21 protein-coding genes are annotated in these 20,699 nt (G+C 64.3%); 13 read left to right on the top strand and 8 right to left on the bottom strand.

Annotation, left to right across the window (positions count from 1 at the left end; all coding sequences use genetic code 11):
* Positions 1-5: 5 nt before the first annotated feature.
* The 4 genes from OP498_RS07455 to fliE form a co-directional block, all read right to left on the bottom strand.
* Entirely contained in the window at positions 6-1,667 is a 1,662-nt protein-coding gene (locus OP498_RS07455) for a methyl-accepting chemotaxis protein (protein ID WP_280553107.1), read from the bottom strand.
* Positions 1,668-1,901: 234 nt separating this feature from the next.
* A complete protein-coding gene (locus OP498_RS07450) occupies positions 1,902-2,081 on the bottom strand; it encodes a hypothetical protein (protein WP_280553105.1) in 180 nt (59 codons plus the stop codon).
* Between the two features lie 45 nt (positions 2,082-2,126).
* On the bottom strand, positions 2,127-3,449 hold the full coding sequence (locus OP498_RS07445; protein ID WP_280553104.1) for a diguanylate cyclase: 1,323 nt from the start codon (positions 3,447-3,449) through the stop codon (positions 2,127-2,129).
* 229 nt (positions 3,450-3,678) lie between these two features.
* The gene (gene fliE, locus OP498_RS07440) at positions 3,679-4,008 is read right to left on the bottom strand and encodes a flagellar hook-basal body complex protein FliE (protein WP_280553103.1); all 330 of its coding nucleotides are present in this window, start codon (positions 4,006-4,008) and stop codon (positions 3,679-3,681) included.
* A 253-nt stretch (positions 4,009-4,261) separates the two neighbouring features.
* Here fliE and fliF point away from each other — a divergent pair, with 253 nt between their 5' ends.
* From fliF to fliR, 13 genes are all read left to right on the top strand, one after another.
* The gene (fliF, locus tag OP498_RS07435) at positions 4,262-5,977 is read left to right on the top strand and encodes a flagellar basal-body MS-ring/collar protein FliF (RefSeq protein ID WP_280553102.1); all 1,716 of its coding nucleotides are present in this window, start codon (positions 4,262-4,264) and stop codon (positions 5,975-5,977) included.
* Positions 5,970-6,974, top strand: coding sequence for a flagellar motor switch protein FliG (fliG, locus tag OP498_RS07430; protein WP_280553101.1), 1,005 nt, complete (start codon positions 5,970-5,972; stop codon positions 6,972-6,974). The genes fliF and fliG overlap by 8 nt, the downstream gene beginning before the upstream one ends.
* Positions 6,975-6,990: 16 nt before the next feature.
* Complete coding sequence (locus OP498_RS07425) at positions 6,991-7,722, top strand: flagellar assembly protein FliH (RefSeq protein WP_280553099.1); 732 nt, start codon at positions 6,991-6,993, stop codon at positions 7,720-7,722.
* Positions 7,722-9,113: a flagellar protein export ATPase FliI gene (gene fliI / locus OP498_RS07420; RefSeq protein ID WP_280553097.1), complete on the top strand. Its 1,392-nt coding sequence runs from the start codon at positions 7,722-7,724 to the stop codon at positions 9,111-9,113. Before OP498_RS07425 ends, fliI begins: the two co-directional genes overlap by 1 nt.
* Positions 9,110-9,571, top strand: a complete 462-nt coding sequence (gene fliJ, locus OP498_RS07415; protein WP_280553095.1) for a flagellar export protein FliJ — start codon at positions 9,110-9,112, stop codon at positions 9,569-9,571. Before fliI ends, fliJ begins: the two co-directional genes overlap by 4 nt.
* A gap of 19 nt (positions 9,572-9,590) precedes the next feature.
* Positions 9,591-10,955 (top strand): flagellar hook-length control protein FliK, encoded by a 1,365-nt coding sequence (locus tag OP498_RS07410; protein WP_280553094.1) that lies wholly within the window; start codon positions 9,591-9,593, stop codon positions 10,953-10,955.
* 132 nt (positions 10,956-11,087) lie between these two features.
* Positions 11,088-11,567: a flagellar basal body-associated protein FliL gene (fliL, locus tag OP498_RS07405; protein ID WP_280553092.1), complete on the top strand. Its 480-nt coding sequence runs from the start codon at positions 11,088-11,090 to the stop codon at positions 11,565-11,567.
* Positions 11,568-11,588: 21 nt separating this feature from the next.
* Entirely contained in the window at positions 11,589-12,632 is a 1,044-nt protein-coding gene (gene fliM / locus OP498_RS07400; RefSeq protein ID WP_280553091.1) for a flagellar motor switch protein FliM, read from the top strand.
* Positions 12,625-13,134 (top strand): flagellar motor switch protein FliN, encoded by a 510-nt coding sequence (fliN, locus tag OP498_RS07395; protein WP_280553090.1) that lies wholly within the window; start codon positions 12,625-12,627, stop codon positions 13,132-13,134. Before fliM ends, fliN begins: the two co-directional genes overlap by 8 nt.
* Positions 13,131-13,571 (top strand): flagellar biosynthetic protein FliO, encoded by a 441-nt coding sequence (fliO, locus tag OP498_RS07390; RefSeq protein WP_280549033.1) that lies wholly within the window; start codon positions 13,131-13,133, stop codon positions 13,569-13,571. The genes fliN and fliO overlap by 4 nt, the downstream gene beginning before the upstream one ends.
* A gap of 32 nt (positions 13,572-13,603) precedes the next feature.
* Positions 13,604-14,326, top strand: a complete 723-nt coding sequence (gene fliP / locus OP498_RS07385; protein WP_280549076.1) for a flagellar type III secretion system pore protein FliP — start codon at positions 13,604-13,606, stop codon at positions 14,324-14,326.
* Between the two features lie 22 nt (positions 14,327-14,348).
* Positions 14,349-14,618 carry a flagellar biosynthesis protein FliQ gene (fliQ, locus tag OP498_RS07380; RefSeq protein WP_280553089.1) on the top strand — a complete coding sequence of 90 codons (270 nt, stop codon included), beginning with the start codon at positions 14,349-14,351 and terminating at the stop codon, positions 14,616-14,618.
* A gap of 34 nt (positions 14,619-14,652) precedes the next feature.
* Positions 14,653-15,453 carry a flagellar biosynthetic protein FliR gene (gene fliR / locus OP498_RS07375; protein ID WP_280553088.1) on the top strand — a complete coding sequence of 267 codons (801 nt, stop codon included), beginning with the start codon at positions 14,653-14,655 and terminating at the stop codon, positions 15,451-15,453.
* A gap of 131 nt (positions 15,454-15,584) precedes the next feature.
* Here the strand turns inward: fliR and flgL are convergent, their stop codons facing one another.
* From flgL to OP498_RS07355, 4 genes are all read right to left on the bottom strand, one after another.
* On the bottom strand, positions 15,585-16,802 hold the full coding sequence (flgL, locus tag OP498_RS07370) for a flagellar hook-associated protein FlgL (RefSeq protein ID WP_280553087.1): 1,218 nt from the start codon (positions 16,800-16,802) through the stop codon (positions 15,585-15,587).
* Positions 16,803-16,820: 18 nt separating this feature from the next.
* A complete protein-coding gene (flgK, locus tag OP498_RS07365; protein ID WP_280553086.1) occupies positions 16,821-18,461 on the bottom strand; it encodes a flagellar hook-associated protein FlgK in 1,641 nt (546 codons plus the stop codon).
* Positions 18,462-18,526: 65 nt separating this feature from the next.
* On the bottom strand, positions 18,527-19,570 hold the full coding sequence (flgJ, locus tag OP498_RS07360) for a flagellar assembly peptidoglycan hydrolase FlgJ (RefSeq protein ID WP_280553085.1): 1,044 nt from the start codon (positions 19,568-19,570) through the stop codon (positions 18,527-18,529).
* A 1-nt stretch (position 19,571) separates the two neighbouring features.
* The gene (locus OP498_RS07355; RefSeq protein ID WP_280553133.1) at positions 19,572-20,642 is read right to left on the bottom strand and encodes a flagellar basal body P-ring protein FlgI; all 1,071 of its coding nucleotides are present in this window, start codon (positions 20,640-20,642) and stop codon (positions 19,572-19,574) included.
* Positions 20,643-20,699 lie beyond the last annotated feature (57 nt).

Below are 20,699 nucleotides of genomic sequence, written 5' to 3'. Positions count from 1 at the left end.
CTCCCTCAGGCAGGCAGTGCCTCGAGTTCCTTCGGCTTGCTCGCCTCGATGTCGCGAGACGCGTCCTCCGCCGCATCGCGGCCATCCACATCCCCCTGCCACCGGGTCGATGATGGCAGGCGAAAGCGCGCGGTGAAGTCCCGCATGCGCCCGGCCTCATCCTCCAGGGCCGCCGCGGCTCGATTGGCCTGCTCCACCATGGTGCTATTGCGCTGCGTGACGATGCCCATTTGATGCATGGCCTGGTTGATCTGATCCAGACCGCGGTGCTGTTCGGTGGCGGCGTGCGCGATCCAGTCAGTACACTCGCCGAGCCTCTGGATGGCGTCGACTATGGCGGCCATGTCCTCGCTGGCCCGACGCGACAGCCCATCACCCCGTTCGACGCTGCCCCGGGAGGCCTCGATAAGCGCCCGGATCTCCTGGGCCGCCTGGGCACTGCGCGAGGCCAGCAGTCGGACCTCCTCGGCCACGACCGCGAAACCGCGCCCCTGCTCGCCTGCCCGGGCGGCTTCTACCGAAGCATTGAGTGCCAGCAGGTTGGTCTGGAAGGCAATGTCATCGATCAATCCGACAATCTCGCCGATTCGGCTTGAGCGCTCGCGAATCTCGGCCATGGTCTCGACGAATGCGCCTACCCCATCATTGCCCTGACGGGCCTTGCCGGTGGCCTGCTCGGCAAGCGTATTGGCCTCGCGGACATGGCCGGCGGTGTCGGCAACCGAGGCGGTCATTTCATCCAGGCTGGAGGCGGTCTGCTCGAGAGAGGCCGCCTGCTGCTGGGTGCGGGCCGACAGCTCCTGATTGCCCTCGCTCAGGTGCGCGGCATTGTCGAGTACTCGATCGCCACCGTCTCGGACCCGCTCGACAGTCTCTGCCAGGGCCCGTCGCATGCCGTCGAGCTCGGCATAAAGCTGACCGATCTCATTGTCGCCTCGCGCTTCCACTGGAGTCGCCAGATCACCGTCGGCAATACGCCGGAAGTGCTCGATGATGCGCGACAGTGGCCGAATGACATTGGCCCGCACGCCCCAGATCACCACCCACATGAGCAGCAGCGCGCCGCTCAGGGCGCCGGCCAGTGCCAGGTTGAGCCAACCGGCCATGGCATTGAAGCGCTCGGCCAGGGCATCGCCACGCTCCGCCTTGGCGGCGAAGAAATCATCCGCAGCGTCCATGAAGACCTGGCTCAACTCCGCTACCCGGGACTTCCCTGCGTCGTAGCCGCCAAGATCCTCCTCCTCGAGGAGCATCAGCTGCAGCGACAGCCCGGTGTTCAACAGCGACTGGAAGCGCGAGGCCAGGTCGTCCATGGCGCCCTGCTGGGCCGTTGCATCGGGCAGGGCCTGGAAGCGTTCGAAGGCCGCCTCGGCATCACGCATGTAGGCCCTGGCCTGGTCGACGACCGGCCCGGGACGATCGAATGAGGGCACACGCATCAGATGAGCCGCGCGGTCCATGGCGACCTGGGCTCTCAGGGTGGCGATATAGGCCTGGTTCAAGGCCCGGGACTGCTGCACCTGAACCTCGTGCAGGTCCCCGAAGGCGGTGCGACCGTGATGATTGGCATAGAGGCCGAGGGCACCGATGCCGAGAATGATGGCGCCAAAGGCAAGCAGCACCAGGCTCCAGCTGAGCCGGATAGTCATTCGGTCGAGACGTCGCATCGGGGGTCCTGTCGCTGGTAAGTCGGTCGACCGGTCACAACGGCCGGCATGCTCAGGCTTTATATCAGCGCTTCATGACATTCCGATGGCAATGCGACACAACCCGGCCACGATGGGCGAGGAAGCCCGCCATGGCCCTCAGTCGGCCGCCCGAGGAGAGACGCACACCCGCGATTGTTCCGGTGCCTGACAGCGCGAGGTCATCCCCCCCCCGCGACACGGCGGCGAGGATGATCAGACTCCTACGTGCTGGGTATTCAGGTAGCGCTCGGCGAAAGTCTCGGGATCCACCGGGCGACCGGTGAGATCCCCCTGAATCAGGGTGACGTGATAGCGGGAAAGCGCCTCCAGCTGCAGGTTTCGGCGTGACTGAGCGAGCGCCTGATCACGCTGCTCCAGAGCCTCGCGCGCCATCCTTCTCTCTTCTGCCCCTGAGACACCACCTCGATGCATTCTGCCCTACTCCTCCACCCGTGTGGTGTCATCGACCACCACACGGTTGCGGCCCGCTGACTTGGCGCGATAGAGCGCCTCATCGGCCCGCGCCAGCATGCTGTCCATGTCATCACCCGGACGGTATTCGGTGATACCGGTGCTGATGGTGATGGTCAGGCCCTGCAGGCGTGATTCGGCAATCTGACAGCGCAATCGCTCGGCAAAGGTGCTGGCTCCTCGTAGCCGGGTGTCGGGCAGCAGGATGGTGAACTCCTCCCCACCCCAGCGTGAGAGGACGTCGGTACTCCTCAGGCTGCTGGAAACACGATCGGCCAACTGCTTGAGGATGGCATCGCCAGTATCATGGCCATGTCGGTCGTTGACCTCCTTGAAATGGTCGATGTCGAAGAGCAGCAGCGAGAAGCTCTCATCGCCGCGCTCGGCCTGGAAGATGGCCTGACGCAGGGCGGTGTCGAAGGCGCGTCGATTGTAGGTCCCGGTGAGATGGTCGAGTGTCGCCTGTCGCTCCAATTCATCTTCCATGCGCTTGCGTTCGGCGATGTTGTGAAACACGGCGACGAAGTTGCGGATCTGGCCGCTGTCGTCGCGAACCGCGGTGATGGATTGCCAGAGCGGGTAGATATCGCCGTACTTGTTGCGGTTCCATATCTCGCCCTGCCAGTGCCCATTGTTTAGCAGGTCATCCCAAAGTCGCGCATAGAAATCGGCAGAGTGGCGCCCGGACTTGAAGAGCCGCGGAGTCTTGCCCAGCACCTCATGCTCGCGATAGCCGGTGATGTCGGTGAAGGCCTGGTTGGCGCGTTCGATCTGCATATGGGCATCGGTGATCAGCGTCGCCTGCCCGGTGGCGAAGGCGGTGGCCAGCAGCTTGAGCTCGCTCTCCTGTCGCTTGCGTTCGGTGACGTCCTCCTTGACCGCGACGAAATTGACGACCTCGCCCGCGTCATTACGCACCGGCGTGATCACCTCGGCTTCCCAGTAGAGCTCACCGTTCTTGCGCCGGTTGAGCAGCTCGCCCTGCCACACGCGACCGGCCTGCAGGGTCTGCCATAGGTCACGATAGACCGCGTCGGATGTCTCACCGGACTGGATCATCGCCGGCGTCTGCCCGATCAGCTCCTCGCGCGAATATCCCGTCACGTCCAGGAAGCGCTGATTGACGAACTCGATGCGTCCCTTGACGTCGGTGATCGCCGTGGCCGCCGGGCTCTGCTCGACGGCAATATAGAGCTGGTAGAAACGCTTGCGCAGCGACGTGATGTCCTCGCATACGCCTCCCTGAACGCAATCCGGTCCTGTCACGGGGCCCACCCAGGCTTCGCTCATCAAACGATTTCCTCTTCTTTTCGGACACACCCCGCCGTCCCTCTCCAGCTATCCCCGCAGAAATGGCCAGCAAGGCGAGGGACGACTGACCCACGAAGTCGAATGAGGCTTGTGCCGAGGCAAGACGCATCATCAACGAGCGACATCGGGCCCGAACGGCCCAAGACGGTACATAGGGCGCCGACATTAAAGCCGGCGCCCGTCATGTCCGGAAGAGGGGGAGGCCCGATCACACCTGCATGTTCATGACATCCTTGTAGGCCGTGACCAGACGGTTGCGTACCTGGATTCCCATCTCGGTAGCCACGCTCGCCTTCTGCATGTCGACCATCACATCGTTGAGCGCCACGCCGGCGGTACCGGCCTGAAAGGCCTGAGCCTTGGCATCGGCATCGAGCTTGAGCTCGTTGATGCGGTGGATGGCGGACTGCAGCTCGCCGGTGAAGCCGCCCGCCCCCACCTGGGTGTCCACCCGCTGACCACTGGACGATTGGGATGCCGCCTGACTGGACAATGACTGCATCTGGGAGAGAACTGACTCGATCGCGGGAGCACTCATCACAACCACCTTGGCATGTAGGGTCACGAGAAAAGAGACATCAGACTACCTGACGGAATGTCTCGGCCATGCGGTCAAATGCCCCATAAAAACTGGGCTTTTCTGACCTTTAGGGTGACAGCGGCCGCGGATAATGGCCTCCATCAGAGTTCCGCCCACTCCAGGGGCGGCCAACCGCGATGGACGGACCGCACTCGATGCCTTCTTCCTCAATGAATCTTGCTCATGGAGCCAGCCGCGTCTGGAGGCCCACATGAGCAGTGGCGCTTCAGCCACCGATAGCCAAGCCCGTGAGGGTTCGGCCGGCCTTGCGCGCCTCAAGGATCAGCTGCGTGGCAACCCGCTGGTGGCCTTGCTGATCGCCGGTGCCGCGTGCATTGCCGTGGTGGTTGCCCTGCTGATGTGGGCAAGCTCACCCGCCTACCGCGTGCTCTACAGCAACCTCAGCCAAGCGGACGGGGGCAGCATCATCAACGAGCTCGACACCCGTGGCATCCCCTACCAGTTCAGCCAGGGTGGCCAGGCGCTGCTCGTCCCCGGTGACCAGATTCACACGCTGCGCCTGCAACTGGCGGAACAGGGACTGCCACAAGGCGGGAACGTCGGGTTCGAGCTGATGGAGAACCAGGCCTTCGGCATCAGCCAGTTCGCCGAGCAGATCAACTATCAGCGGGGCCTGGAGGGCGAGCTGTCGCGGTCCATGGAATCACTGGGGCCGGTCAACAGGGCCCGGGTTCACCTGGCGCTGGCCAAGGAGTCGGTCTTCGTGCGCGACCGTGAGCCGGCCAAGGCCTCGGTGGTGCTGACGCTGCATGCCGGGCGCACGCTCGGCGAGGGACAGGTCAACTCCATCGTGCACATGGTGTCCAGCAGCGTGCCTGACCTGGCAGCCGAGGCCGTCACCGTGGTCGATCAGAATGGCCGGTTGCTGACGGCCCCTGATGCCAACGGCCTGGGGCTGGACGGCACGCAGCTGGACTATATCGCCGAGGTGGAACGCTCCTACCAGCGGCGCATCGAGTCCATCCTGACGCCGATCCTGGGCAGTCAAAACGTCAAGGCCCAGGTAACGGCTCAGGTGGACTTCTCCCGCCGCGAGGAAACCTCGGAGCGCTACGGACCCAACCAGCCGCCCAACGAGGCCGCCGTGCGCAGCCGTCAGAGCAGCGTCAGCTACAACGGCAGTGACGACCTGGCCGGCGGGATCCCCGGGGCACTGAGCAACACCCCTCCCGGCGCCGCGCCGTCACCGGTGGAGAACCCGCCCGCCGAGGGAGATGCCGCGGGTGGGCAGGCGAACGGGGATACCCCGGCGGCGACGCGCAACCTCGATCGTGATGACGTGATCAACTACGAGGTCGACCGCAGCATCTCGCACGTCCAGCACCGTCGCGGCCAGGTGGAGCGACTCTCGGCAGCGGTCGTCGTCAATTACCGCCCAACCCCTGACGATGAGGGTGTCATGCAGCCAACACCGCTCAGCGAGACCGAGATCGACCAGGTCGAGCGGCTGATACGCCGGGCCATGGGCTTTTCCCAGGCCCGTGGGGACGAAATTGCCGTGGTCAACAGCCCCTTCACTCGGGCGGCCCCGGAGATCGAGCCCCTCGAGTGGTGGCAGGAACCCGACGTCCAGCAGCTGGCCATGACCCTGGGCCGTTATCTGCTGGTGGGCCTGGCTGTCCTGCTGCTCTACCTGCTGATCCTGCGTCCGCTGGTCAAGCGCGCCAGCCAGGCTCCCCAGGCGGCCACGCAGCCCGCACCGACCTTCCAGGCCAGGGTCGGCGAGGATGACGAGGAACACGCCTCCGTCAAAGGGCAGGAAGATGAATCCACCTACAACAAGCCGCGACGCAAGCGCAAGGCCTCGGCCTACGAGGACAACCTCAATGATCTTCGCGAGATGGCAGAAGAGGATCCGCGCATGGTGGCCATGATCGTTCGCGGCTGGATGAACAAGCATGACTAAGTTCCAGGAGATAAGCGGCGCGCGGCGCAGCGCGATCCTGCTGCTGGCACTCGACGAGGATAGTGCGGCCGAGGTGTTCAAGTACCTCTCCCCCACCGAGATCCAGCAGATCAGTACGGAGATGGCCCGACTGGACCAGGTCTCCCACGATGACATGCACCAGGTGCTACAGGCCTTCCATGACGAAACCGAGGAGTTCATCGCGCTCAACCTGAACTCCAGCGAGCATATCCGCTCGGTGCTGACCAAGGCGCTGGGCAGCGATCGTGCGTCCAGCCTGATCGAGGACGTGCTGGAAACCAGCGGCACCGGCTCCGGCATCGATGCCCTGAATCTCATGGAAGCCTCGATGGTGGCGGAGCTGATCCGCGATGAGCACCCACAGATCATCGCCACGGTACTGATCCATCTGGATCGGCACCAGGCGGCGGACGTGATGGCGTTGTTCGACGAGAAGCTGCGCAACGATGTGGTGCTGCGCATCGCGACCTTCAGCGGCGTGCAACCCGCGGCCCTGCAGGAGCTCACCGAGGTGCTCACCAACATGCTGGATGGCCAGAACCTTAAGCGCAGCAAGATGGGGGGCGCACGTACCGCCGCCGAGATCCTCAACCTGATGAACTCCAACCAGGAAGAGGCTGCCATCGAGACGGTTCGCTCGCACAGCGAAGACCTGGCCCAGAAGATCATCGACGAGATGTTCCTGTTCGAAAACCTCATCGACCTGGACGACCGCAGCATCCAGCTCATCCTCAAGGAGATCGACACCAACTCCCTGGTGGTGGCGCTCAAGGGGGCACCGGAAACCCTCATGGACAAGTTCATGCGCAACATGTCCCAGCGCGCCGCGGACCTGATGCGCGAGGACATGGAGGCCCGGGGGCCGATTCGTGTCTCCCAGGTCGAAGCCGAACAGAAAGCCGTCCTGCAGGTGGTGCGTCGCCTTGCCGATGGTGGCGAGATCGTGCTGAGCGGCGGAGACGAAACCTATGTCTGAGCGTGGTGAATCAGGCATGGCAGACGACCAGACACCCTGGCGCCGTTGGCAGATGGGGGAACTGGAGAGACCACGGCGCGCCGCTCCATCCGAGTCCCAGGGCAATTCGCAAGCGACGCCAGATGACGAGCGACGCCAGGCCTTCAAGCGCCAGGCGGAACTGCAAGCGCTGCGCGAGAGGGTCCGGCGAGAAGCCCATGAAGAGGGCCTGAAAGCGGGTCGCGAACAAGGCCATGCCGAGGGACTGGCCAAGGGGCTCGAGGAAGGGCGCCAGCAGGCGAAGGACGAGCTGGAGGCGCGCCTCGCCGAGGCGCTGGAACCCATCGCGGCCCTGGCCACCGCCTTCGGTGCTGCCCTGGAACAACTTGACGACACCATCGCCGAGGATCTGGTCGACCTGGCACTGGCCACCGGCCATCAGCTCGCCGGCGAGGCCCTGAAAGCGAGACCTCGCCAGGTGCTGGAACTGGTGCGCACGCTGCTGCATACCGAGCCCCCGCTCATCGGCCAGCAACGTCTCTGGCTGCATCCGCTGGACCACAAGCTGGTACAGAAGCATCTGGGCGAAGAGCTATCGGCTGCCGGCTGGACGCTGCAGCCCGATGACCAGCTCAGCCGTGGCGGCTGCCGGGTGACCAGCGCCAATGGCGAACTCGACGCCACCTGGGAGAGTCGCTGGCAAGCCGTGAAGACCCAGGTGAGACATCGCAGCCCGACCACGCATCAGGCACAAGGGGACGAGCACTAGTGACCGAGCCGCTGTCCACCAACCCTCACCAGGCTCATTGGCAGCGCGCCTTGCGTGGCGTGCGTGCCCGCGTGGAGCCCTTGCCCCCCTGCCGCGCCAGCGGTCGGGTGGTGCGTGCCACCGGGCTGGTGATCGAGGTGGTCGGACTGCAGGTGGCCCTGGGCAATGCCTGTCGTATCGAGCTTCCGGCCGGTCGTCAGGAAGCGGGCCGCTTCGCCGAGGCAGAGGTCGTGGGGTTCGCCGGCGACAGGCTGTATCTGATGCCACTGGCCGAGATCACCGGCCTGATGCCGGGAGCCAGAGTCTTCCCCCTTGCCGATGGAGCCCACAATAGCGCCCGCCGCTTTCCGCTCGGCGAGGCCCTGCTGGGGCGTGTCGTCGACGGTAACGGGACGCCCTTGGACAGCATGGGTCCGCTCGAGGATGCCCCCCGCGCCCCGCTGGCCACACCGCCGCTGAATCCCCTGGCGCGCGCGCCCATCGAAGAGCAGGTCGACGTGGGCATTCGTGCCATCAATGCCCTGCTGAGCGTGGGCCGTGGCCAGCGCATGGGGCTGTTCGCCGGCTCCGGGGTCGGCAAGTCGGTGCTGCTCGGCATGATGGCTCGCTACACTCGCGCCGACGTGATCGTCGTCGGCCTGATCGGCGAACGGGGTCGCGAGGTCCAGGACTTCATCGACAACATCCTGGGCGAAGAGGGCCTTCGCCGTGCCGTCGTGGTAGCCGCGCCGGCCGATACCTCCCCACTGCAGCGTCTCCAAGGGGCGTCCTATGCCACCCGGCTGGCAGAAGGGTTTCGTGACGAGGGACGCAATGTCCTGTTGATCATGGACTCCCTGACCCGCTTCGCCATGGCCCAGCGCGAGATCGCCCTGGCCGTCGGCGAGCCACCGGCAACCAAGGGCTATCCGCCCTCGGTCTTTGCCAAGCTGCCGAACCTGGTCGAGCGCGCCGGCAATGCCCAGCGCGGCGGCGGCTCCATCACCGCCTTCTATACGGTACTCACCGAGGGCGACGACCAGCAGGACCCCATCGCCGATTCGGCACGCGCCATCCTCGATGGCCATATCGTGCTGTCCCGAACGCTGGCCGAAGCTGGCCACTACCCGGCCATCGACATCGAGGCCTCCATCAGCCGGGCGATGACCGCCATCATCGACCCACCGCAGCAGCAGCAGGCCCAGCAGTTCAAGGGGCTCTTCTCGCGCTACCAGCGCAACCGCGACCTGATCAGCGTCGGTGCCTACCAACCGGGGCATGATCCGCAACTGGATGAGGCCGTGCGGCGCTATCCGCACCTCGAGAGCTTCCTGCAGCAGCGCATCGAGGAGAACAGCAGCCTGGAAAACGCCCGCCAGGCCCTGGCGGGCGTCGTGGGAGGCACGTCATGAGTCGCCGCCACTCGCCGCTCGATACCCTCGCCGACCTCGCCCGGAATGACCGGGACCAGGCCGGGCAGAACCTGGCCGGCGAACAGCGCACCAGCCAGCAGGTCAGCCAGCAGCTGGAATCCCTGCATCGCTATCGGCAGGAGTATGCCGAAAAGCTGAATGCGGCCATGCGCGATGGCATCGACCCGGCCACCATGCGCAACTACCAGCAATTCCTCGCCTCGCTGGACGACGCCCTGGTGCGTGCCCGGCAGGCAGTGGCCGCCCAGCAGCAGCGGGTCGAGAAGACTCGCCAGCACTGGCAGCAACAGCAGCAACGCCTGTCGTCCTACGACACCCTGGCCGAACGGCGGAATATCGCCAGCCGCCGCGATGAACAACGCCGGGAACAGCACGTCAGTGACGACCTGGTCAACAACCGCCTGGTTCGCCAGCGCTCGCCCCAGGGCGAGTACTGAGCCAGCAAGGAGACTGTCGATGGATATCCAGTTGCTCGTCAATGCCCCCGTGAATGCCGCCGGAAACCGCGCCTCGCCCGAGGGGGACAAGGCACCGGGGGACGCGTTCGCCCGCCACCTGGCCGGGGCGAGCCAGGCCCGCGGCGAGGGGGCCGGCACCCCGACGCCACAGGCGTCGTCCTCGCAGGCGCCAGCGGCCGCGACGCACGGCCAGGGCGATACGCCCGCCGGCGCCGCCATGCGGGACGAGGCGCTCAAGGCTCGGCTGGCCGAGGTATCGGGCACGACGGACACCAGGGTCGAGCACGGGAAGACGGGCGAGAGCGCCGGCCTGACCCCGCTGCTTGGCGCCGAGGCCGGGAGGGCCGCCTGGTCGCGCCTCTCGGCCGAAGACGTCGAGTCGGCCCTCCAGTCGCTCGAGCAGGGCACGCCGCGGTCGGCCGGCAGCGACGCGGCCGGTAACGGCGTCTGGGACGCGCTGCAGGAGCACCTCGCGCTGATCGAACAGGCCGGCCGCCCCGAGGCGGACGACGCCCTCGCGCTGCTGTCCCTGGCCGCCACCGGGTTCCCGGCCACCGGCAGTACCGACGCGCCCAACGCGGCGAGTGTCGCCGGCCCTGAGTCTCACATGTCCGGTCAGGCGCTGCGCACCAATCCGCTGCTCGAAGCGATCGCCGCCGATCGCCGCGCGCCCCAGCCGAACGCGGCGGCAGGCTCCGCCGCGGCAGAGCGACTCGCCCCCTCCCTGGCCGGCGCCGGCCAGGCCTCAGCGGCGAGCGACGAGGCGCTGCGCGTCGCGACCGCCGGCGACGCCCTACTGGCCCAGCGTGGCGAGGCGTCGGGGGGCGCCGGCGCCCTCGAACTGGCCGGCCAGGGCGCGGCGAATGCGATAAACGGTGCGACGGGCGGGGCGATGACCAGCGCCCCATCGATGCCGGCCCAGGCCAGCCTGCCGGCGCCGGTCGCCAGCCCTGCCTGGCCCCAGCAGCTTGGTCAGCAGCTGGTGCGACTGAGCCAGCAGGGCGGTGAACAACGCGTCGAGCTGCAGCTGCATCCAGCGGAGCTCGGGCCTCTGTCAGTGTCCCTGAAGATGGGCGACCACGGCGCACAGGCGCAGTTCATCTCCGCCCATGCCCAGGTCCGCCAGGCGCTGGAGCAGGCCATCCCGCAATTGCGTGATGCCCTCGCCGAACAGGGCATCAGCCTGGGTGAGACGTCGGTAGGCGAACAGCGAACCGGTAACGGCGACGGCGCCCCTCGACAGCCAGGCGACATGCTGGCATCAGCCGGGGTGGAAGGGAGTGATGAAGGGTCATCAGGCGCCATCGATGCCAAGTTGACGCGTGAGCTGAATCTGGATGGTAGCGTGGACCTCTATGCCTGACCCCCAGCTACGCTAGGCGCCAAACGGACAAGATAGGCGCAATCAGCGGGGCTGTTCGGGTCATCGTGATCACGATGCGACACGCATACTGCGAGGTCAGCATCGGCAACACACTGCAACCTAGGAAAGAGAATGGCGAAATCGCGTGGTGGCTCCCGCAAGCTTTTGTGGTCGATGATGGTGCTGCTGATCCTGTCGTCATCCGTGGCAGCGGTAGCGCTCTATATGGTCTTTACCCAGCAGGGAAGCGCGGCGCAATCGGCGATCAACACCCAGGAGATGCCTGAACAGAAGGCGCCGATTTTCCTGCCGATCAAGCCTTTCACCGTCAACCTTGCCGATGACGAATACGGGCCTCGCCTGCTCTATACCGGCCTGTCACTGAAGCTGGCTGACGAGACCAGCCAGGAGATCCTCGAGCAGCACATGCCCCAGGTTCGCAGCCGTCTGCTGACACTGTTCTCCGGCAAGCAGGCCAGTGAACTGACCTCGCCAGGTGGCAAGCAGCGCCTGGCAGCCCAGGTGATTGCCGCCCTGGAGGCACCCATGTCCGAAAACCAGCCGGAAGTGGCCATCAACGACGTGCTCTTCACCGAGTTCATCGTGCAATAGGCAGAGGGTAGCCAAGACGCCATGTCCCAAGATGATCTGCTGTCCCAGGAAGAGATCGATGCCCTGCTCAAGGGGGTGAGCGGTGATGACGAACCCGAGGCCAAGAGCAACGGGACATCACGCGTGCGCCCCTATGACCCGGCATCCCAGCATCGCATCATCCGCGAGCGCCTGCATGCCCTGGACATCATCAATGAGCGCTTTGCGCGTCACTTTCGCATGGGGCTGTTCAACCTGATTCGTCGCAGCGCCGATATCACCGTGGACTCGGTGCGCTACCAGAGCTACAGCGAGTTCTCCCGCAATGTGCCGGTGCCGACCAATATCAACATGATCGCCATGAAGCCCCTGCGGGGCTCGGCCTTGATCGTGTTCCCCCCCAGCCTGGTCTTCATGGTGGTGGACAACCTCTTTGGCGGTGACGGACGCTTCGTGACCAAGTCCGAGGGGCGTGAATTCACCAACACCGAACAGCGCATTATCCAGCGCCTTCTGCAGTTGGCCATCGACGCCTACAGCGAGTCCTGGAAGTCCGTCTATCCCCTCGAGATCAGCTTCCTGCGCTCGGAGATGCAATCCAAGTTCGCCAACATCACCAACTCGCCAAACGAGATCGTGGTGAACACCAGTTTCAATCTCGAGGTGGGCAATCTCGCCAGCAGCTTCCAGATCTGCATGCCCTACGCCATGATCGAACCGCTGCGTGACCTGCTGACCAACCCGCTCAGTGATGGCAGCCAGGATCAGGACGGCACCTGGACGAAGCGCATTGCCGGCGAGATACGCCACTCCGAGGTGGAACTGGTGGCCAACTTTACCGATATCGCGAGTCGCATCGCCCACGTGATGGCCTTGAAGGCCGGCGATGTGCTGCCCATGGAACTTCCCGAGATGGTGACGGCCAGCGTGGATGGCGTGCCCGTGATGGAGTGCGAATACGGCAGCCAGCATGAGCAGCGCGCCCTGCGCGTGCTGCACATCTTCGACCATGCCGCCGACCATGCGCCGGCCGATGCCTTCGTCAAAGGCTCCAGGCCGCAATCCAAGGAATCCAACCATGACTGATCCCAACAACCCCGATCAGAATATCAGCGAAGACGACTGGGCCGCCGCCATGTCGGAGCAGCAGGACGACGCCCCCGCTGACGATGACGACCCCTGGGCCGAGGCGATGGCCGAGCAGGCGGCCACCGAGTCTGCCGGTCAGGAGCAGGAGGCAGAAGAGCCCACCGCTGCGCCCGCTGCTCAGTCCGCGTGCAGCAGCGTCTTCCGCCCTCTCGAGGCGGGCCAGGGGGTGGCCCAGGGACGCGACCTGGAAATGATCATGGATATCCCGGTCAAGCTCACCGTGGAGCTCGGCCGGACCAAGCTGACCATCAAGCAGCTGCTGGAACTTGCCCAGGGGTCGGTGATTGAACTGGACGGTCTGGCGGGCGAGCCCATGGATATCCTGATCAATGGCTACCTGATCGCCCAGGGCGAGGTCGTGGTTGTCGAGGACAAGTACGGTATCCGTATCACCGAGATCATCACCCCCTCCGAGCGGGTCCAGAAGCTGAATCGATGACCGCGGCAATACCCGATGAGCCCCAGGCGGGCCTGGATGCGGCCGTAACTGGTGGAGAGGCCTTGATCGGCATGGCCACGCTTGGCAAGACCGCTGCTGCGCTGGGACTGATACTGGTCATTATCCTGGTGGCTGCCGCCGTGCTACGCCGCTGGGGACTCCCCCACCAGCGCCATGGCCGCCACCTTCGAGTCGTCGGCAGCACGGCGGTGGGTACCAAGGAACGCGTCGTGATTGTCGAGGTGGAAAACACCTGGCTGGTACTCGGTGTCGGCGGTGGCCAGGTCAACAAACTGCATGACATGCCGGCCCCGGACGAGCATCGGGAATCCGTCACCTCTGGCGGACCGGGATTTGATGCAGGAGACGCCTTCGGGACGCGCTTCGCCAAGGCCGTCCGACACAATGCCGGCCTGGGACGACGGGGGAAGGCGTGAGGCAAGTCGCGGCCAAACATGTGCTTTATACGCTGGCCCTGGCGGTCCTGTTGACGTTGCCCGAACTGGCCCTGGCCCAGCAGATCCCCGGTATCGTCAGCCGCCCCCTGGACGATGGGGGACAGCAGTGGTCGCTATCGCTGCAGACGCTCCTGCTGCTCAGCTCACTGGCCTTCCTGCCTGCCGTGCTGCTGATGATGACCTGCTTCACGCGCATCATCATCGTGTTGAGCTTACTGAGAACGGCCATGGGCACGCAGGCTACCCCACCCAACCAGGTGCTACTGGGGCTGGCCCTCTTCCTCACCCTGTTCATCATGGCGCCGGTGCTGAGTCAGGTGCACGAACTGGCCTGGGCACCGCTCTCCAATGACGACATCAACTTCGATGAGTTTCTGCAGCTGGCCCAGGGCCCCTTCCGGGAATTCATGCTGGCCCAGACCCGCGAACCCGACCTGGCGATGTTCGCCCGCCTCGCCGATATCGGAGAGCTTCAGGGGCCTGAAGACGTGCCGATGAGGGTGCTGGTGCCCTCCTTCGTCACCAGCGAACTGAAGACAGCGTTCCAGATCGGGTTCACCATCTTCATCCCCTTCCTGATCATCGACCTGGTGGTGGCCAGCGTACTGATGTCATTGGGGATGATGATGGTGCCTCCGATCACCATCTCGCTGCCCTTCAAGCTGATGCTGTTCGTGCTGGTGGACGGCTGGCAGCTGATCATCGGGTCGCTGGCGGAAAGCTTCTACCTGTGAACGCACGCCCGAGGAGGCCAACATGACACCGGAAGAGGTAATGAACATTGCCTACCAGGGCATGCGTGTCACGCTGCTGCTGGCGGGCCCCCTGCTACTGACCGCCCTGGCCACCGGCCTGCTGGTCAGCCTGTTCCAGGCGGCCACCCAGATCAACGAGATGACCCTCTCGTTCATCCCCAAGATCCTCGCCGTGTTCACCGTGCTGGTGCTGGCCGGGCCCTGGCTGCTCAAGCTAATCACGAACTTCACCATCGAGCTGTTCACCAACATCCCCTCGATGATCTCGTGACTCCCAATGAGCTTGTGAAGAGCAGCGCCCGCTGATGGTCGAGGTCACCTTTGACCAGCTCCATGGCTGGCTGGTTGCCTTCCTGTGGCCCTTCGCACGGATCACGGCGTTGATGCTCAGCGCTCCGCTGTGGGGCCATTCCAGCATACCGCGCCAGGCCAAGCTGGCCCTGGCCGGCGCCGTGGCGGTGGTGATCGCCCCGGTACTGCCGCCCATGCCGGAGGTGCCGCTTTTCTCCTGGGCGGGATTCGGCATCCTGGTCGAGCAACTGCTGATCGGCGCCGCCATGGGCCTGACGGTCAGGGTGATGCTGGCCGTGGTGCAGGCCTCAGGCGATTTCATCGGGCTGCAGATGGGCCTGGCCTTCGCCACCTTCTTTGATCCCTCCAGCGGTACCAACATGGTGGTGCTGTCACGCATCCTCTACATGGTCACGCTGCTGATGTTCCTGGCCTTCAATGGCCATCTGATGGTGCTGGAAGTTCTGGTCACCAGCTTCCAGACGTTGCCAATCGGAATCGGCCGTTTCAATCCAGACGCCTTCATCATGCTGGCCCGCTACGGCGGCACCATCTATACGGCGGGCATGCTGCTTGCCTTGCCACTGGTGGCATCGCTACTGATCATCAACCTGTCACTGGGTATCCTCAACCGCTCAGCGCCCCAGCTGACGGTCTTCAATATCGGCTTCCCGACATCGCTGACCGTCGGCCTGACCCTGCTGATGGTCCTGATGACCGACCTGGCAAGCTTCCTGGAGCGACTGTTCAGCCAGGGGTTGGCCTTCCTGCAGAACCTGCTGGAGATCTTGGCACCGCTGCCGATAGCGAATTAAAAAAACCGCCCCGGCCATGAAAGGCACCGAAGCGGTAAAAGACCATGGCTGAGCTAGGCCCGGCACCATGGTCATCAGGGACCGAATGTCAGAGACCTGTTATCAAAGATACGAATGTCAGAGACCTGTTATCAAAGATAGTTGAAGAGTGACATGCCCTTCATGTCGGCAAAGGTCTTCTGGGACGCCTGGAGGCCCACTTGGCGCAGGCTGTAATCGGAGATCGCCTGGGCGTAGTCGAGGTCGACCAGATCAGAGAGCGTCTGCTCGTAATTGAGCATGCGGTTGCCACCCACGCTGTCGACCACGTCCAGCTCGTTGAGGCGCGCCCCGACGGAAGCTCGAGTGGTCAGGACGTTATCCAGACTGTTATCGAACTCGCGCATCGCCGTATTGAGGGTGTTGCGCAGCGCGGCCTTTTCCCCCTCCGTCTCGGCGGGACTCTCCAGCACCCCCAGGGCCTTCTCGAAGGACCTGAAGAGATCGGTGTTCATCTCGTCAGCCGGGGCGAATTCGACCCTATCGCCAGTAACGGCCTCGCCCTTGAGCTCGAGACGCAGACCGCCGATTTCCACGATGCCGGACTCTCCGTTGTATGGGTTGCCGCTAGTCAGCGCGTCCCAGCCGCCAGTCGAGTTTTTCTTTTCGATGTCATAGTCCGTATCGCTGGTAAAGATGACACGAAACGCCTCCCCGTAGTCGGCGTCCTCGTTGTCGATCACCTGTGGGCCGGAGAAGGTGACGCTGCCGGCATTGCCAGGGTCCGCCTCGGCCACATAGCCGGCACCGCTGGGCACGCTTTGAAAGATGGTCTTGCCATTGTCGCTGACCTTCATCAACCGTGAAGCGTCGATGCGCTGCTCGCGGGTGTTGCTGTCTCCGACGTAGTCGATGCCATCATTGGCACGTACGAAGGGGGCCGAACTGTCCTGATAGCCGCCGAAGAGATAGCGGCCGTTGCCATCGGTGGCGTTAGCCTGGCCGAGCACCGTCTCGTAGATACCGCGAAGTTCTGAGGCTACCGACTGGCGATCCACGTCGCTCAAGGTATCGCTTGCGGCCTGAACCAGGAGGGTCTTGGCACTGGTGATGGCATCACTCACGCTGTTGAGCACACTCTCGCCTTGAGCAAGAGAGTTACGCGCGCTGACCCGTGAGTCGGCATACTGCTGGGTGACCGCCCGGGCCTGGTCGACGCCTACGGCGCGAGAGGCCGCCTGGGGGTCGTCGGAGGGATTGACTACCCGGCGACCACTCGCAATCTGCTGGCTGACCTTGAGAAACTCGCCCTGCTGACGATTCATGGACGAGACGCTCTGCTCGAACATGGTGACGCTGCTGATACGCATCTAGGGGCTCTCCTGGAATCAGTTGCGCAGGCCAAGGATGGTGTCGATGACGGTCCGGCCCGTCTCGATCACCCTTGCATTCGCCTGGTAGAACTGCTGGTAGCGAATCAGGTTGGCGGCCTCCTCGTCCAGGTTCACGCCGGACTCGGACTGCTGCACGGCCTTGAGCTGGTCGGTCAGGCCCTGCTGAGCATCGAGATTGACCTGGACGATATTGGTGCGGTTGCCCACGTCGCTGACCATGGCGCCGTAGGCGCCACTGAATGAGGCGCTGCCACCCACCAGTGACTGCTCCTGCAACTCTTGCATACGCAGGGCGTTCTCGTTGTTTCCGGTACCGCCTGAGCTACTCGCGGCGGCGATCTTGTCCAGATCGCGGATGGCGCTTTCCATATTGGCTGCACCACGCCTTACGGGTTGCACCTCGAAGCGGTCGCCCTGCAGGGCAGTATTCAGATCCTGGAATGCCACCTGTAGGCCACCAACGCTCAACGTTTGACTGGAAACGTCGAAACTGGTCGCAACCGTTTCACCGCTGTCCTTGCGTGTCACCTCGAAGGTGGGAGGCGTACTGGCACTATCCGTGACACGCACGGTGTAATCCGTTGCCCTCAGGTTATTGAGATTGGCGTCATCGAAGTTGGCGGTCGCTGTGGCATTGCCGCTATTACGAGCGTTGGAGTAGACCTGAGGCTCGCCAAATGTGAAGAGCGCCCCACCCGGATCGCCGTCCAGGTCAGTACCCAGCCGATGCTGGGCATTGACGCCGGCCGCCAGCGAAACGGCCAGTTGGCCGATCTGGTTCTGGGACTTGTCCAGGGTCTCGGCGCGGAAGTCCATCAGTCCACCGAGGGTACCGCCCGTCACGGTATCCTCAGTCAGTGCCACCAAATTACCGCCGGAGTCCTTATAGCCCAGCACGGTGCGCTGGGGGTCAGCGGGTGAGGCCATCGCCTCCAGGGTGTAGTGATTGGTGCCGGCTACCAGCGGCTGGCCGCTGGGCAGGCTGATGTTGTAGGTCTTGCCATCCTGGATGTTGAGACGAACATCCATACGCTCGCTCAGCTCGTTGACCAGTCGATCGCGCTGGTTGAGCAGGCCATTGGGGGCCTCGCCGGTCCGCGCCCGGGCCAGGGCGATCTCCCGGTTGATGCCGGCCAGCTGCTCGGTGGTGTTGTTGATCTGGGTGACCTCGTCGGCAATCTGGCCATTGATACCTTCCTGCATGTCCTGCAGGTAGCCATCGAAAGAGCGAAACTGGGCACTCAGGGTATCGACCGTGCCGAGAACCCCTTGTCGAGCCGCCGGATCCGAGGGGGCACTGGCCAGATCCTCCAGGGAAGAAAAGAAGTTCTGCATCAAGGGGGCCAGGCCGGCGTCACGATCCGCCAGCAGGCTATCGATCTGGTCCACCTGGTTGCCATAGGCCTCCAGGGCACTGGACTTGCTGGTCGCGGCATCGAGCTGCGAGGCCACGTACTGGTTGAACTGGCGCTGGATGTCATTGACCTGGACGCCACCGTCGGCACGACTTTCGCCGAGGAGGGTCACCTCGCGGTTATAGCCCGGCGTATAGACGTTGCTGATGTTATTGCTGGTGGTGCTCAGGGCGTTCTGTGCCGCGTTGAGACCACTCAGTCCAGTCGAGAAGATGCTCATTGGCGTGTTTTCCTTAAGCCGACAAGAACGTTATCGGCTCTGCGGCGACAATCTTGAGAGCTGGTTCAGAACGCAGCGGTGAATCCGGATAGGGCACTGCTGCTCGCCAGGGTCGTGCTACCGACCAGCGGCCCCATGGTGTCCATCACGGCAATCAACTTGTCGGCATAGGCCGGATCGGTCGCATAACCGCCCTGCTGCAGTGCGCGGGCCGCCTGCTCGGCGCTAGCCGCATGGGTCACCGAGGCATAACGGGGGTTATCGCCGATCAGCCTTGCGTAGTCGGTAAAGGCTTCTTCGAAGGAGTCATAGACTCGAAAGTCGTCACGACCGCGCTGCCGCTGGCCGCCGATCACCTCATGCGTGGTGATCTCGGTGGTCTCGCCCTGCCAGCGGCTACCGGCCTTGATGCCGAACAGGTTGTGGCTGTTGCCCCCGTCACGGGTGGGAATCTCATGCCGCCCCCAGCCGGTCTCCAGGGCCGCCTGGGCCAGGATCAGCTCGGCCGGCACGCCGGTGGCTCGGCTGGCTGCCTGGGCCGGCGCTTCCAGGTGCTCGAGGAAGTTCCGCACGTGAACGGGCAACTCGTCACGTGCCACCTGCGGTGAATACCTAGCCTCACCGCCCTTCGATGCCGCGACGGGGATCGCCATCAGTTCGTCGAGGAACTGCTCCGGCATCGTCACCTTGTCATCCGCTGCCTCGGGCTGGATGGCATCCGTCAGCACCCTGGGGGTGCCCCGGGGTATACCGGCCACCAGTGACTCGATATCAGCGGCCCTGCTGTCTGCTTCAGGAGGAACAAACCCGCGCCCTTCCAACTCCGCGACCAGCTTGTCGGCCAGGCCGATACCGCGACTTGCCAGGGTCTGTGACCACTGTTGGTCAAGCAGCGACTGGTAGAAGTCGGTCTGCTTGCTGTCGATGAGACCCGAGGTCGGTATGGCATCACGCATGCTCTTCATCATCATCTGGATGAACAGTGCCTCGAACTGCTTGGCGGCCTCCCCGGCCCCATCGGCAGGATCCTGCCGGGCCGTATGCTTGAGCCGCTGCAGGCCCTGCATATCCAGCGCGAACTGGCCGTCGATGTTGCTTCCCAGGCTCATGTCAGATGATCTCCAGCTCGGCACGCAGCGATCCCGCAGCCTTGAGCGCCTCGAGAATCGACATCAGGTCGGCGGGCGTTGCCCCCAAGGAGTTCAACGCATCCACCACTTCCAGCAGGTCCGCGCCCTCCACGACCTTGAGAGTACCGGGCTGCTGCTCGACGCTGATCTCGGTGTCCTGAACCACCACGGTCTCGCCACCCCCGAAGGGATTCGGCTGGCTGACGCCCACATCGGTATCGATGACAATCGAGAGGTTGCCGTGGGCCACGGCCGCCTGGCGCAGCCTCACGTTGCCATTGAGCACGATGGAGCCGGTGCGTGAGTTGAGCACCACCCGGGCGGGAGCCTCGGCGGGCGTGACCTGAACGTTCTCGACACGCGCCATGAAGTTGACGCGCGAGTTGGCATTCTGCGGGCCGTCAAGGGCGATGACCCGACCATTGCGGGCCGCCGCTACCGGGCGAGCGAACTCGGCATTGATCGCGCTCACCACACGTTGGGCTGTTCCGAAATCCGCTTCGTTGAGCGCAAGTTCGAGCACTCCGCCGTTGGCACCCAGATCGAGGGGCACTTCGCGTTCGACCATGGCCCCACCAGCAATACGACCGCTGGCCTGCTGGTTGATCTGGATGCTGCTGCCACCGGCTTGGCCCCCGGCCCCGCCAATCAACAGATTCCCCTGGGCGATGGCGTAGGTATCGCCATCGGCCCCCTTGAGCGGCGTCATCAACAGCGTGCCGCCGCGCAGGCTGCGGGCATTGCCCACGGAGGAGACGGTCACGTCGAGACGCTGACCGGGACGCGAGAATGGGGGCAGGTCAGCAGTGACCATCACGGCTGCCACGTTGCGCAGCTGCATATTGGTCCCTGGCGGCACGGTGATGCCCAGCTGCGAGAGCATGTTGGACAGGCTCTGGCCGGTGAACGGCGCCTGTGTCGTCTGATCACCCGAGTTGTCCAAGCCGACCACCAGCCCGTAGCCCACCAGCACGTTGTCTCTCACACCACTGAACGACGCCAGTTCGCGGATCCGCTCGGCGTGGGCCGGCAGGGTCATCAGCGCGACCATGGCCAACAGCAGGAGCCGCACGAAAGGATTTCTCGCCAAACGTTCAACACGCATCAT

The sequence above is a fragment of the Halomonas sp. 25-S5 genome, assembly GCF_029889845.1.
In the GTDB taxonomy this organism is placed as follows: Bacteria; Pseudomonadota; Gammaproteobacteria; order Pseudomonadales; family Halomonadaceae; genus Halomonas.
The sequence above is the reverse complement of the archived record's forward strand: the minus strand, read 5'-3'. Positions and strand labels throughout refer to the sequence as shown.

What these genes read in the sequence shown, in the direction of transcription:
- fliG (WP_280553101.1), top strand. Translation starts at nt 5,970, where the DNA reads ATGACTAAGTTCCAGGAGATAAGCGGCGCGCGGCGCAGCGCGATCCTG.
- OP498_RS07450 (WP_280553105.1), bottom strand. Translation starts at nt 2,081, where the DNA reads ATGGCGCGCGAGGCTCTGGAGCAGCGTGATCAGGCGCTCGCTCAGTCA.
- fliR (WP_280553088.1), top strand. Translation starts at nt 14,653, where the DNA reads ATGGTCGAGGTCACCTTTGACCAGCTCCATGGCTGGCTGGTTGCCTTC.
- OP498_RS07355 (WP_280553133.1), bottom strand. Translation starts at nt 20,642, where the DNA reads ATGGTCGCGCTGATGACCCTGCCGGCCCACGCCGAGCGGATCCGCGAA.
- flgL (WP_280553087.1), bottom strand. Translation starts at nt 16,802, where the DNA reads ATGCGTATCAGCAGCGTCACCATGTTCGAGCAGAGCGTCTCGTCCATG.
- fliE (WP_280553103.1), bottom strand. Translation starts at nt 4,008, where the DNA reads ATGAGTGCTCCCGCGATCGAGTCAGTTCTCTCCCAGATGCAGTCATTG.
- OP498_RS07455 (WP_280553107.1), bottom strand. Translation starts at nt 1,667, where the DNA reads ATGCGACGTCTCGACCGAATGACTATCCGGCTCAGCTGGAGCCTGGTG.
- fliM (WP_280553091.1), top strand. Translation starts at nt 11,589, where the DNA reads ATGTCCCAAGATGATCTGCTGTCCCAGGAAGAGATCGATGCCCTGCTC.
- fliO (WP_280549033.1), top strand. Translation starts at nt 13,131, where the DNA reads ATGACCGCGGCAATACCCGATGAGCCCCAGGCGGGCCTGGATGCGGCC.
- OP498_RS07410 (WP_280553094.1), top strand. Translation starts at nt 9,591, where the DNA reads ATGGATATCCAGTTGCTCGTCAATGCCCCCGTGAATGCCGCCGGAAAC.
- OP498_RS07425 (WP_280553099.1), top strand. Translation starts at nt 6,991, where the DNA reads ATGGCAGACGACCAGACACCCTGGCGCCGTTGGCAGATGGGGGAACTG.
- flgJ (WP_280553085.1), bottom strand. Translation starts at nt 19,570, where the DNA reads ATGAGCCTGGGAAGCAACATCGACGGCCAGTTCGCGCTGGATATGCAG.
- fliF (WP_280553102.1), top strand. Translation starts at nt 4,262, where the DNA reads ATGAGCAGTGGCGCTTCAGCCACCGATAGCCAAGCCCGTGAGGGTTCG.
- flgK (WP_280553086.1), bottom strand. Translation starts at nt 18,461, where the DNA reads ATGAGCATCTTCTCGACTGGACTGAGTGGTCTCAACGCGGCACAGAAC.
- OP498_RS07445 (WP_280553104.1), bottom strand. Translation starts at nt 3,449, where the DNA reads ATGAGCGAAGCCTGGGTGGGCCCCGTGACAGGACCGGATTGCGTTCAG.
- fliN (WP_280553090.1), top strand. Translation starts at nt 12,625, where the DNA reads ATGACTGATCCCAACAACCCCGATCAGAATATCAGCGAAGACGACTGG.
- fliL (WP_280553092.1), top strand. Translation starts at nt 11,088, where the DNA reads ATGGCGAAATCGCGTGGTGGCTCCCGCAAGCTTTTGTGGTCGATGATG.
- fliJ (WP_280553095.1), top strand. Translation starts at nt 9,110, where the DNA reads ATGAGTCGCCGCCACTCGCCGCTCGATACCCTCGCCGACCTCGCCCGG.
- fliQ (WP_280553089.1), top strand. Translation starts at nt 14,349, where the DNA reads ATGACACCGGAAGAGGTAATGAACATTGCCTACCAGGGCATGCGTGTC.